8 protein-coding genes and 1 pseudogene are annotated in these 11,938 nt (G+C 67.0%); 5 read left to right on the top strand and 4 right to left on the bottom strand.

Translation table 11 applies throughout. From position 1 onward, the window contains the following. Window positions 1–314: 314 nt before the first annotated feature. Window positions 315–1,472, bottom strand: coding sequence for an iron-containing alcohol dehydrogenase (locus DESFRDRAFT_RS04590; RefSeq protein WP_005991597.1), 1,158 nt, complete (start codon window positions 1,470–1,472; stop codon window positions 315–317). Window positions 1,473–1,669: 197 nt separating this feature from the next. Here DESFRDRAFT_RS04590 and DESFRDRAFT_RS04585 point away from each other — a divergent pair, with 197 nt between their 5' ends. From DESFRDRAFT_RS04585 to DESFRDRAFT_RS04575, 3 genes and pseudogenes are all read left to right on the top strand, one after another. Beyond that, window positions 1,670–2,038, top strand: a complete 369-nt coding sequence (locus DESFRDRAFT_RS04585) for a DNA-binding transcriptional response regulator (RefSeq protein ID WP_005991596.1) — start codon at window positions 1,670–1,672, stop codon at window positions 2,036–2,038. 262 nt (window positions 2,039–2,300) lie between these two features. After that, window positions 2,301–2,534: pseudogene (locus DESFRDRAFT_RS04580) on the top strand (ArsR family transcriptional regulator); the annotation flags it as partial. Window positions 2,535–3,112: 578 nt separating this feature from the next. Continuing rightward, entirely contained in the window at window positions 3,113–4,435 is a 1,323-nt protein-coding gene (locus DESFRDRAFT_RS04575; protein ID WP_005991594.1) for a pyridoxal phosphate-dependent aminotransferase, read from the top strand. A gap of 31 nt (window positions 4,436–4,466) precedes the next feature. Here DESFRDRAFT_RS04575 and DESFRDRAFT_RS04570 read toward each other — a convergent pair whose 3' ends face one another. The 3 genes from DESFRDRAFT_RS04570 to DESFRDRAFT_RS04560 all read right to left on the bottom strand — a co-directional run bounded on the left by DESFRDRAFT_RS04570 (window position 4,467) and on the right by DESFRDRAFT_RS04560 (window position 8,599). Then, on the bottom strand, window positions 4,467–5,246 hold the full coding sequence (locus DESFRDRAFT_RS04570) for a hypothetical protein (protein WP_005991593.1): 780 nt from the start codon (window positions 5,244–5,246) through the stop codon (window positions 4,467–4,469). 221 nt (window positions 5,247–5,467) lie between these two features. Continuing rightward, complete coding sequence (locus tag DESFRDRAFT_RS04565) at window positions 5,468–6,265, bottom strand: hypothetical protein (protein ID WP_005991592.1); 798 nt, start codon at window positions 6,263–6,265, stop codon at window positions 5,468–5,470. Between the two features lie 99 nt (window positions 6,266–6,364). Then, entirely contained in the window at window positions 6,365–8,599 is a 2,235-nt protein-coding gene (locus tag DESFRDRAFT_RS04560) for a heavy metal translocating P-type ATPase (RefSeq protein WP_005991591.1), read from the bottom strand. Between the two features lie 89 nt (window positions 8,600–8,688). Here DESFRDRAFT_RS04560 and cadR point away from each other — a divergent pair, with 89 nt between their 5' ends. Together cadR and DESFRDRAFT_RS04550 are read left to right on the top strand one after the other, a co-directional pair. Continuing rightward, on the top strand, window positions 8,689–9,096 hold the full coding sequence (gene cadR / locus DESFRDRAFT_RS04555) for a Cd(II)/Pb(II)-responsive transcriptional regulator (protein WP_005991589.1): 408 nt from the start codon (window positions 8,689–8,691) through the stop codon (window positions 9,094–9,096). Window positions 9,097–9,280: 184 nt separating this feature from the next. Next, window positions 9,281–11,425, top strand: coding sequence for a SpoIIE family protein phosphatase (locus DESFRDRAFT_RS04550; RefSeq protein ID WP_005991587.1), 2,145 nt, complete (start codon window positions 9,281–9,283; stop codon window positions 11,423–11,425). The last annotated feature ends 513 nt before the right edge of the window (window positions 11,426–11,938 follow it).

Raw genomic sequence — 11,938 nt, 5'->3', positions numbered from 1 at the left:
CCTCGCCATACGCCATAACGATTGCAAGGCCGGCGCGCGAACATATTGCCCGGTCCCCGCGGTTGCCCTAAGGCGAGCCAAACCGCGGGGAAAACATGCGCGCGGCGGCATGGCTTCGGCCATGCCGCCTTATTTTATGGGGAAGAGGGGAGGAGGAGATGCGAGAGGGGAAACCCTTTAAAAAGGGCAGTAGCCCCTCTCGCGCTCTCCCCTTCCTAAATCTTATAATGGGGACCTTGTCCGGTCAGGCCATTTCGAGGACATTTCGTATGAAAGGCGTGGGGAAGCGGCCTTTGGTGGTTGCTGTGCTGGGGCTAACCGATGGCGGCGGTGAGGATGGCCGCCAGTTCGTCGGACGACAGTTCCACGGGGTTGCCCCGCATGCTGCTGGCCTTGGCGGCTTTTTCGACGACGAGCGGGATGTCGGCCGCCGTCACGCCGAGGTTTCCCAGGGAGGGGGCCTGGAGGGCGCGGCAGGTTGCGGCCAGCCAGTTCGCGGCGTCTTCCGGCGTGGCTTCCGGCGAACCGGTGAGCAGGCGGGCGGCCGTGGCGTAGGCGGCCAGGGCGGGAGCCTCCGGGGCGCGGTCGCGAAGGGCCTTGATGTTGGCCGCCGTGACGAAGGGCAGGAGGCTTGCGCAGACGAAACCGTGCGGCGCGCCGAAAAGGCCGCCGATGGGCGCGGCGAACCCGTGCACGGCCCCGAGCTTGGCATTGGCCAGGGCCATGCCGCCCAAAAGACTCGCCAGGGCCATATCCTCTCGCGCCTGAAGGTCGTTTCCGTCCGCATAGGCCGCGGCGAGTCCCCGGGCGGCCCGGGGCAGCCCCTCCCGGCACAGGGCGTCGGTCATGGGGTTGGCCTTGTCCGAGACGAAGGACTCCAGCAGCTGGGTCAGGGCGTCGAGGCCCGTGGCCGCCGTCACCGCCGGCGGCATGGTCGCCGAAAGCAGCGGGTCCACCAGGGCGACCTCCGGAAGCATCATGGCCGAACGCAGGCTGACCTTCACCCGCGCCTCGGGCACGGTGAGCACGGCGTTGGCCGTGGCCTCGGCTCCGGTGCCGGCCGTGGTCGGCACGGCGATGCACGGCAACGGGCGCTCGGTCAGGGGCCGGCCCTGGCCGACCACCTCCAGATAGGTGAGGATCTCGGCGGTGTTGGTTGCCAGCGCGGCCACGGCCTTGGCCGTGTCGAGGGCGCCGCCGCCGCCGATGCCGACCACCACGTCGCAGCCGGCCTCGCGGGCCAGACGCGCGCCGGTCGCGGCCGTTTCCACGGCGGGTTCCCCGGCCACGGGAAAGACGGTCACAGTCAGGCCGGCCTGGCGCAGGGCCTTAAGCAGTGCCTGGTGCCGCTCCGGGGTCGCGCCCGTGACGATGAGCGGGGCGCGGCCGTGCGCGGCGATGTGTTCGGGGAGTTGGCCGGCCGTGTCGCGGCCGAAGATGACCTTGCCCGGAGTTTGGAATGTAAAGTTCATGGGCCACTATGGCCCGCCTAGGGCCCTGGTGCAAGGGAGCAGGGGGTGGCCCCGGGAAGGCGGAGAGGCGGGAAAAAGGCCGTCCCGCTTGCCGTGCCGGGAAAAGCATCGTAAGAATGGCATAATCCGAGAAGCCCTTGATGGGGAAAAACGAGGGAACGGTCAGGGAAATCAAGCGATCCTCAAGGAGTGGGAATATGTCCAAGACATTGCTTATCGATAGGAACATTGCGCAGGGAACCATTCTGGCGGACACGATAAAGGGCCAGGCCTACGAGGTCGACGTCGTGCATTCCGTCGAAGAAGCGGAAGCGATTTTCAAACGGGAAACCTTCGACGCCGTCGTGTTGGATGTTTCCTTCGAAGCGGAAGCCAAGGATGCGGTCAAGCGCGTCAGGGAAAGCGCGGCTGCCGCCTCGGAAAAAAGAACCCCCCTGATTGTCGTGACCAAGAACTTTGGCGAAAGCTCCTTTCTGCTCGATTCGGGCGAGGTGGATGTCTTGCTGGAATACCCGGCCCATGTGGAGCAGTTGCGGCAGGTGGTCGAGCAATTCGTCGGCTGCTGAGCCGGGGTGGCGCTATGGAGGGCCGCAGAGCGCCGCCCTCCCTTCCTCTTGCAACGTCCCCTCAGGAGATTGGCCTCGGCCGTCGCCGTGAAAAGAGCCCGCGCCGAGCCGGTTGTTTCGCGCGCCCGGCGCGCGATCGCCCGATCGCACGGTGTGCATCGATCGGTCTTTCTTTGTTCCCTTTGGCCAGGAACTGGGCGTGGGAACGAAACACAACCGAACTCCTCGGATATTGTTTTGAAGTATTGATGTTTCTATCCGTATCCCCAAAACGACGTTGAAAAATCACCTCACGAAGCTGATGATGCTGGATGAGAAATTTTACAAGATCGAAGGAATGGATGCGCGCGTATCCTCCGGAAGCGTGAAGTTCGCCAAAAACGGCCTTCGCCTGAGCCCGACCCTGCTCGCCAACTATGGCTTCAGCCAGGGCGACGAATTCAAGGTTTCCTGCCTGGACGCCGGCAAGATCGTGCTGGAGAGAAAGTCGAACTAGCCTTTCCCCGGCTTTTTTGCCTGTTGGCCCATATCCTCCGGCGGGAACCCGGAGGTATGGGCTTTTTTATCGCGCGTCCTGGTGGAAGGAGGAGGGGGGCGCCGTCAAGGACGCCGGGCCGTCGGCACGTGTCGCTTGGTGGTCCGGGAGTCGGAAACTTTCCCGGTGAAAGGAAAATAGGCCCGCGACACTTGACCTTTTCGCCCCGTTCTCTCTACTATATCGTCCATGAAGGCCACATCCCCGTTCAGTCCCTCCAGTCCGTGCCGCTTGGGACATCGTCCCGGCAGCGCTTGGCTCGACGGCTTGGGGAACGCATCCCAGCCGCCAACTTCCGCTTTTCTCTCCCGCCTTGCCGGGAACGCCTCCGCATTCGCATTCGCCGCCGCCGCCGTTGCTGGATAGCCGGGCCGCGCGTAAGGCGCCCGCTCGGCTGATCCTCGTGATCCGGAACAACTCGTTGGCCCTGGCCATGCAGTCGCGACCGCCCGTCGGCCCGCCCCTTTGTCGGGCGCGCGCCGCCTCTCGTCTGTCGCGACGGCGTTTGTCCGCACACTATCCAGCACGGAGAAAACAGCATGTATCTGCCCCAGCCCGCCGAACTTCGGATTTCGGATGATACCCTCGATCCGTCGTGTACCGACGGCCTTGCCCATACCTGCCCCGTTCCCGGCTTTCGCAGCGTGCCGCGCACGGGCGTGATCCACGTCATGCACCGCGCCCGGGCGCTGGGATTTACCTCCGAGCACCCGGAATGGGCCAACCTGGGCCAGGGCGCGCCGTCCACTTCCGGGCTGCCCGACGCCCCCCGGCGCATCGCCTGCGTGGAGTGCGACGCCTGCGAACAGGAATACGCGCCGGTCGCCGGCCGGCAGGACCTGCGCATGAAGGTGGCCGAGTTCTACAACCACTTTCACCGCCGGGGGAAACGCTCCAAGTACACCTGGCGCAACGTCTGCATCGCCCCGGGCGGGCGTGCGGCGCTCACCCGCGTCGCCGCGGCCCTCGGCAACATCAACCTCGGCCATTTCATCCCGGATTACACGGCCTACGAGGAACTGCTGGCCGTCTTCCGTTCCTTCACTCCGATCCCCATTCTCCTCGATCCCGAGACCGGCTACCGCATGGCTCCTTCCGTGCTGGAGCGTGAGATCGTCAGCCGGGGCCTCGGGGCGATCCTCACCTCCAATCCGTCCAACCCCACGGGCCGGCTGGTGGCCGGGGACGAACTGCGGCGGTGGGTGGAACTCTCCAGGACGTACGACTGCGCCCTGATCATGGACGAGTTCTATTCCCATTACGTCTACGGCCGGGACGAGGCGCGGGTTTCGGCCGCGGCTTTCGTGGAGGACGTGGACCGGGACCCGGTGATCGTGGTGGACGGCGTGACCAAGAACTGGCGCTATCCTGGCTGGCGGGTCGGCTGGATCGTGGGCCCGAGCCCGGTCATCGAGGCCGTGGCCAGCGCCGGCTCGTTTCTGGACGGCGGCGCGAACCATCCGCTCCAGCGCGCGGCCATGGAGTTGCTCTCCCCGGAGGTGGCCGAGCGGGAGATCGCGGCCATCAAGGCGGAATTCGGCCACAAGCGCGAGTACCTCGTGCGCGAACTGCTCCAGCTGGGGTTCGAGATCGAGGCCGAGCCGGCCGGCGGCTTTTACGTCTGGGCCAGCCTCAAGGGCCTGCCCGAGGCGTTTCGCGACGCCATGGTCTTTTTCGAAAAGGCGTTGGCGGAAAAGGTCATCGTCGTGCCCGGGGCGTTTTTCGACGTGAACCCCGGGCGGCGGCGGCCCCATTCGTGCTACAAGGACCACATCCGGCTGAGCTTCGGGCCGGACATGGAGGTGCTGCGGCGCGGCGTGGCGGGGCTTGCGCGGATGTTGCGGGGCGGCGGAAGCCTTTGAGGCGGCCGCCGGCCGGGGGGACTTCGCCGCCTCAGACCAGGATGTCCAGGGATACGGTCGTCGGCGGGAGGAGGCTGGGGTTTTGCGCGGTTTCGCTTGTGGCGGCGTTGCCGGAAACGGCGGCGGGAGGCGTTGCCGCGCCCGTGGCGTTTGATGCGCCGGCGCCGGTGGCCGTTTCGGTCGCCGGAGCGGTCTGATCGTCGGTTTGCTGTGTATCGGCTGTCTGGCCGGCGTCCTGCCCGGTCGACGCGTCCTGATCGCCCGGCGTCGTGGCTGTGGATGCGTCGGCCGCATCGGCGGTTTGCGACGTATCGGCGGCATCGCCCTGGCTTGGGTCCTGGGGCTGGGTCGCCTCTTCGGCCCGCTTTTCGATGTCGTCCTTGAGGTTGTCCAGGTTGTCGGCCGATTGGTCCATGTATTCGTCGTTGGTCACCTGCTTGACGCCCTCTTTCACCTTGTGCTGCATGATGGCGGCGGCGGCATATTTCGAAACGCCGCTGCCGGTAAGGGCGGCGTACTGCGCGTCGAGGCTTCCGAGCAGCGACCCCATCTTGTCGCTGAAGCTCATATCCGTTTGAAGATCCATGATCGTCGCCGCGACATATTTTGATTGGCCGGAGTCCGCGTGCACAAAATTATTTCCCAGCAGATCGGACGCGCCCCCGGCCGTTGTTCCCATGGCACGCTGGTAGATGCGGCTGCCGTTTCCGGTGGATGCGGCCGCATCGGCCTGTTGCGTCCCGGTCGTGGCGGCCTTTTGCGATAGGGCAAGGCCCGCCGTGAAAGGCGATGTCGCGCTTCCGATCTCCATGTCCGGCCTCCCGTATTCGGTGTCATATTACCTATCGGTGAGGTAGGCGAAAAACTCTAGGTCTGATCGCCTGTTCGATGGGACTGTGGCGGAAATTTATTTGCGCAACAGCCGCAAGCCGTTGCCGAGAACAGTCGGATTCGTGCCCATGTCGACAAGGATGGTCGGCGCTGTGGCGCTCTTGTCCGTTCCCGGATGGTTGATTGCCGGCGATTGCCGCCTCAGACCAGGATATCCAGGGATGCGGTCGTCGGCGGGAGGAGGCTGGGATTTTGCGCGGGTTCGCTTGTGGCGGCGTCGCCGGAAACGGCTGTGGGCGGCGTTGCCGCGCCCGTGGCGTTTGATGCGCCGGCGGCGGTGGCCGCTTCGGTCACGGTCTCGGCCTGCTGTCCGCCGTTCTCCCGGGTGTCGGCTAACGCGCTGGCGTCCTGCCCGGTCGGCGCGGCCTGATCGGTCGCTGTTGTGGCCGTGGATGCGTCGGCCGTGTCGGCGGTTTGCGACGTATCGGCGGCATCGCCCTGGCTGGGGTCCTGGGGCTGGGTCGCCTCTTCGGCCCGCTGTTCGATCTCGTCCTTGAGGTCGTCCAGGTTGTCGGCCGATTGGTCCATGTATTCGTCGTTGGTCACCTGCTTGACGCCGTCTTTCACTTTATGCTGCATGAGGGTCGCGACGACGTATGTCGAGTCGTGGCTGGAAACATGCATTTTGGTGTTAAGGAGTGCGGCTTGCCCCTTGAGGCTGTCAAGCAAGGTCCCCATCTTGTCGCCGAAGTCGCGCTCCGTCTGGAGATTTGAGACCGTCGCCGTGACGTATTTCGATTGTTCAAAATTCGTCTGGACAAAATTATTGGCCAGGACATTCGACGCGCTCGATGCCGTCGATCCCAGGGCTCTTTGGTAGCCGCGGCCCGAATCGGTGGCGGACCCGGCCGCATCGGCCTGTTGCTTCCCCGTCGTGCCCATGGTTTGCGATACGGCAAAGCCGGCCGCAAACGGCGATGTCGCGCTCCCTATCTCCATGTCCGGCCTCCCGCTATGGTATCATTGTTTACTATCGGCAGGAAAAACGGAAAACTATAGGCCTGACTCCTTGTTTGATATGTCTGACCGGTATCCGGACTATTTCCGCAACAGCCGCAGTCCGTTGCCGATGACCAGCAGGCTCGTGCCCATGTCGGCGAAGACGGCCAAAAGCATGGAGCCGTAGCCCGCCACGGTCAGCGCCAGCACGAGCCCCTTGAGCCCCAAGGCCAGGGCGATGTTTTGGCGCAGCACGGCGACGGTATCCCGGGACAGCCGGATAAAGGCGGCGAGCTTGCGCGGGTCGTCGTCCATGATGGCCACGTCCGCCGTCTCGATGGCCGCGTCGGTGCCGGCCGCGCCCATGGCGAAGCCGATGTCCGCCGCCGCCAGCGCCGGGGCGTCGTTGATGCCGTCGCCGACCATGCCCACCAGCCCCTTGCCGCGATGCTCCCGGCGAAGCGCCGCGATGGCCTCGGCCTTGTCCTCGGGCATCCGGTCGCCATGGGCGGCATCGATGCCCACCTCCCGGGCGATGGCCTCGGCCGTGTGGGTGTTGTCCCCGGATAAAAGCACGGTGGAAACGCCGAGGGCATGAAGTTGGGCCACGGCGTCGCGGCTGTGGGGCCGCACCGCGTCGGCGGCGGCGAAAAGCGCCAGCACTCCGTCCGCGTCGGCCAGGAGCACGGTGGTCTTGCCCACGCTTTCGAGGGCATCGAGCCTCGCCTCCAGGGCCGGCGAGCACAGCCCAAGCTCCTCGATCAGCCGGTGGTTGCCGAGATGAAAGACGCGGCCGTCCACGGTGCCGCGCACGCCAAGGCCGGGCAGGGCGGTGAACGCCTCCACGTGCCGGGGCGTTATGCCGTCGTCCGCCGCCGCGTTCGCCACGGCCCGGGACACGGGATGGTCCGAGCGCGCGGCCAGGCTTGCCGCCACGGCCCGGTTGGCGGCCGCCTCGCCGGCGCGGTTTTCGAAGTCCGTCTGGGCCGGCCGGCCGGTGGTCACCGTGCCGGTCTTGTCGAGGCCCAGGGCGCGCAGGGCGTGGCCCCGCTCCAGAAACAGCCCGCCCTTGACCAGGATGCCGTGCTTGGCGGCGGCGGCCAACCCGCTGACCACGGAGACCGGCGTGGAGATGACCAGGGCGCAGGGGCAGGCGATGACCAGGATGACCAGTCCCTTGTATATCCAGTCCACGAACCCGCCGCCCCAGAAAAGCGGCGGCAGCACGGCCACGGCCACGGCCACGGCGAAGACGGCCGGGGTGTAGACCGCCGCGAAGCGGTCCACGAAGCGCTGGGTGCCGGACTTTTTGCTTGGCGCGGCCACCACCGCCCGGGTGATGCGGGAAAGCGTCGAGTCGTCGGCCAGGGCCGTCGTCTCCATCACCAGTTCGCCTTCCTGGTTGATGGCGCCGGCGAAAAGGGGGTCGCCCGGCTCTTTCTCCACAGGCAGGCTCTCGCCGGTGATGGGCGACTGGTCGACCGAGGACCGGCCGGCGACCACCTTGCCGTCGAGGGGTACGCGCTCCCCGGGCTGCAAGCGCACCGTCGCGCCGACCGGCACTTCCCGGGCGGGAACCACCGCGAACGCGCCGTTTTCCCGCCGCATGGTCGCCTGCTCCGGGGCCAGGGACAAAAGCGCCGTGACCGCCTGCCTGGCCCTGGCCAGGGACGCGGATTCCATCTGTTCGGCAATGGCGAAAAGCACCATGACCATGGCCGCTTCCGGGAACTGGCCGAGAAGGACCGCCCCGGTGGCGGCGATGCTCATGAGCGCGTTGATGTTGAGTTCCCGGTTTTTGAGCGCCGTCAATCCCTTGCGGTAGATGGGCAGGCCGCAGGCCAGGATGGCGGCCAGGGCGCAGGCAAGGGGCAGCCAGGGCCTAAAAATCCCCAGCCATTCGGTGACCTCCGCCGCCACGGCGACGGCCAGGGCCGCGACCTGGACCGGCGTCACCCACGGTCCGGTCGGCCCGGCGGCCAGGCGCGGCGGCCCCTCGGCCGTGACCGGCACGGCCTCCATGCCCAGCGCCGCGATGGCCGCCACGATGCCGATGGTGTCCGGCAGGTCGTGGTGCACCGTCAGCTCCCGGGCCAGCAGGTTGAAGCGCATCCCGGCCACACCGGGCATGGCCCCGAGCGCCTTGCGGATCATGGCCTCTTCCATGGGACAGTCCATGGCCTCAATGCGGAAGGTGTCCTTTCTGGCCGCTTCAGGAATGTCTTCCCCGGCCCCGGGCGCGTCGGCGCTTGTCCGGCAATTTTCGTGGCCGCAACAGCAGGGCTTATCAAACGGATCATGACCATGGTCATGGGAGTGCGCATGGCTTGGCATGGAAAATCCTCCTTGCGTTGTTCGCCCCCATGACACACCTTGGAGCGACTCCAGGGTCAAGCCCTTATCCGTATCGGAGGAAAAAAAGCATGCGCATCGGTGAACTGGCCAGACGCACGGGGTGCCGGCCGGATACGGTCCGGTACTACGAGAAGGAAGGGCTCTTGCCGCCGCCGGAGCGTTCGGACGGCAACTACCGGCTCTACAACGCCGCCCACCTCGCCCGGCTGTCGTTTATCCGCAACTGCCGGGCGCTGGAAATGAACCTCGACGAAATCCGGGCCCTGCTCGCCCTTACGGACGGCGCTTGTCCGGATTGCGGCGAGGTCAACACGCTGCTCGAAACGCACATCGGCCACATCACCGAGCGCATCGACCGCCTCCAGGCCCTCCAGGCGCAACTGCGCGCCTTGCGCCAACGCTGCACCGGGGCCACGCCCATCGACCAATGCGGCATTATCCGCGAATTGACGGAACCGGCCGTCCCTTCGAAGTGAAACGAAAGGCAATGGCGGGGTTAGGCGGGCGTTTTCCGGGGACCGGCCGGGGCGGGGTGGTCGGGACGGCCGGTTGCGTCGCGCCGGAGGCCTTGCCATTTTCCGAATCGGACCAATAATGCATTATGCTCCCTTGGTCCGCCTGTCTTCCCGGCAGGGGCGGGAGCCTCGCGAGGAGGTGTGCATGTTGCGGATGGCGGTCGGGCATGCCAAGTGTCTGGATGCGGACTGCGCCGCCCGGAGCGCGGTTGCGTCCTGCCGGCAGGGGCTTGGCGACGCGGCGCCGGTCGGGCTGCTTTTGTTCACCGGGGTCGGCTACGACCACGGCCTGATTTTGCGCGTCATCGAGGAGGCCTTCCCGGGCGTGCCCCTGGTCGGCGCGACCACGGCCGGCGAGATGTCCTCGGTCGGCGGCGTCAGCGACGATTCGGTGCTGCTCGTGGCCTTTGGCGGCGAGGGCATCGGCTGCTCCGTGGGCCTTGTCCGCGACTTCGCCGGCCCGGGTGCCGATGCGGCGGCCCAGGCGCGCGACGCCCTGGAAACGGCCCGGAAAGGCCTCGTCGCGCCCCCGTCCCTGTGCCTGGCTTTCCCGGACGGCGGCCGGGGCGGCGTCCAGGCCTTCGGCCAGGCCCTGGATGCGGCCCTTGGCCCGGAGTGCATGGTCCTTGGCGGCATCTCCGCGCGGCAACTTGCCGACCGGCGGCCCGTGCGCCAGTTTTGCGGCCGCGAGGTGCTCCTTCATGCCGCGCCGTTTATGCTGCTGACCGGCGATATCCCCTCGGCCATGCGCCTGTCGCGGGGCTGGCGGCCCGTGGGCGGCCTGTCGCGCGTGACCGGGGTTTCCGGGAGCATCGTCAGCCGTATCGGCGACGACACGGCCCTGGATTTCTACCGCCGCTACCTCGGCCCCCATGCCGAACCGGCCACGGAACTGCCCCTGGCCGTGGCCTGCGAGGTGAAAAAGGATTTTTACCTGCGCGCGCCGGGGTTCTACAGCGAGGACGACGGCAGCATTCAGTTCGCGGCCGGCGTGCCCGAAGGGGCCATGGTCCAGCTGGCCGAGGCCGACCGGCCCGGCATGCTCGCCGACATCCGCGCCAGGAGCCGGGAGCTGGCCGAAGAAGCCAGGGGCGCGTTCACGCCGGCCGGCGCACTGCTTCTTTCCTGCTCCACCCGCAAGGACATCCTCGGCACCAGGGCCGACGAGGAAGTTTCCCAGATGGTCGCCGCGCTGCCGCCGGGCACGCCCGTGGCCGGGTTCTACTGCTTCGGGGAACTCGCCCCCTCGGCCAGGGACCTGCCCCTGCACCTGCACAACGGGTCCCTCGTAAGCCTCGTGCTTGGCGGCGAGGTCGCGGCGTCTCGTCTTGCGCCCGTGGATGCCAAGGATTCCTGCCCCACCGGCGAGGCCGAATCCCTGCGCCGGGAAATCCGCGCCCTGACCCGGGCCCTGGACCGCGCCAACAGCTCCCGGGAACGTCTCGAAGCCCAAAAAGACCGCTCCCAGGCCCTCATGCGGGCCATCAACCAGGAAATCAACGAGGCGCGCCTGGAAATCCAGCGCAAAAACGAACTGCTGCGCCAGGCCCTGGCCCTGGCCGAGGAAGTGCAGCGCAACCTCCTGCCCCAGGCCGCGCCGGGACTGCCGGGCTTCGATATCGCCGGCACCAGCCTCTACAGCGATGAAACCGGCGGCGACTACTACGACTTCATCCACGAGCCCAACGAACAAAATGGCAGCTTCGGCGTCATCATCGGCGACGTTACCGGCCACGGCATCGCCGCCGCCCTGCTCATGACCACAGCCCGGGCCTTTCTGCGCATGCGCTCCTTCCAGCCCGGCTCGCTGGCCGCCGTCATCGACGACGTCAACAAGCTCCTGTGCGCCGATCTGGCCGATTCCGGCCGGTTCATGACGCTCTTCTACCTCGCCATCGATATCGAGAAAAAACGCATCCACTGGGTGCGCGCCGGACACGACCCCATCATCCTCTACGACGCCGAAACCGGCCTCGTCCAGGATATCCCCGACAAGGGCGGCCCCCCCCTCGGCATCGTCACCGAAGCCCGCTACGCCGAAAACAGCGCCGCGGGCATGAAGCCCGGCCAGGTGGCGCTGCTCGCCACCGACGGCCTCTGGGAAGCCCGCAACCCCGCCGGCGAAATGTTCGGCAAGGACCGCGTACGCGAACTGCTCAAGCGGCATCATGGCGCTCCGGCCGCCGAAATCGTCGATGCCGTCCTGGCCGGGCTGTGCGCTTTCCTCGGCGAGGCCCAGCCCGAAGACGACGTCACCCTCGTCGCTATCAAGGTGCTGCCCGAGGCGTAGGCGTCGTCGTCGTAGCCGGGGCGCTGCCCCGGACCCCGCCGGGAGGCCACGGGCCCCCCGGACCCCCCATCCGGGGTGCTTTGGCGGGTGGGAGTGGGGTTGGCTGGCGGGAAGGCGGAGTGTGAGAAGATGGCGGCGGAATTTGTCTGGGACGAGCTTGTCGCGAAGCGACATGCACCGTCCCGGCAAATTCCGCCGCCACCACGCCGGTCGCCCCAAGGGGGCGACATTCGGAGAACATCTCTTCTTTTTGTAAATGCGGCGCTTCGCCGCTGGCGTGGTTGTTGCCGCAATCGTGTCCGGCGTCGAGGCGCAACGCGCCTCGTGTCGCCGGGCCGATTGCGGCAACAAGAAAGGCACCACCGACATCACCGACCGAACTCCCGCCTCACCATCCCAACCCGGTAAAGGGAGGTCCGGAGGGCATAAGCCCTCCGGCGGGTCCAGGGCGGAGCCCTGGCGGGGTCGCAGGGGCAGCGCCCCTGCCTCATCCTGTCGCTTGCCGCCTGCTGC

The sequence above is a fragment of the Solidesulfovibrio fructosivorans JJ] genome (genome assembly GCF_000179555.1).
GTDB lineage: Bacteria > Desulfobacterota > Desulfovibrionia > Desulfovibrionales > Desulfovibrionaceae > Solidesulfovibrio > Solidesulfovibrio fructosivorans.
This window is presented reverse-complemented; position numbering and strand designations above follow the sequence as displayed.